The sequence below is a fragment of the Serratia sp. CoH_122_TC_1 genome (assembly GCF_058191755.1).
Genome location: NZ_JBXWLA010000085.1, coordinates 1 through 245, shown reverse-complemented (window position 1 = coordinate 245; position 245 = coordinate 1). Strand labels below are relative to the sequence as shown.

Here is a 245-nt window from a genome sequence, read left to right as displayed (position 1 = left end):
CTGTTCAAAAAAGCATTAAGCGTCCCCGGTTTTGAGTCGCTATATACCGTTATTTGCCCGACCTTTTCGAACGGACGACCATAAGCTTCAATCATTACGTTATGGGTACCGACTTCTACCGACAGTGAATAACTGCCATCTGCACCGGTTGTTGAACTTGACGGGGCTAGCTGAACTACTGCCGATGACGTTTTGACCGCTGTCAGCATAATGGTTACACCGGGGCGAGGGTCGCCATTTGGCCC

General features: G+C 50.2%; 1 protein-coding gene. It reads right to left on the bottom strand.

Annotated elements, in window-relative coordinates:
• A partial coding sequence (locus AC2FC2_RS27085; protein WP_490660222.1) for a prophage tail fiber N-terminal domain-containing protein occupies nucleotides 1-245 on the bottom strand: 245 nt, incomplete at both ends.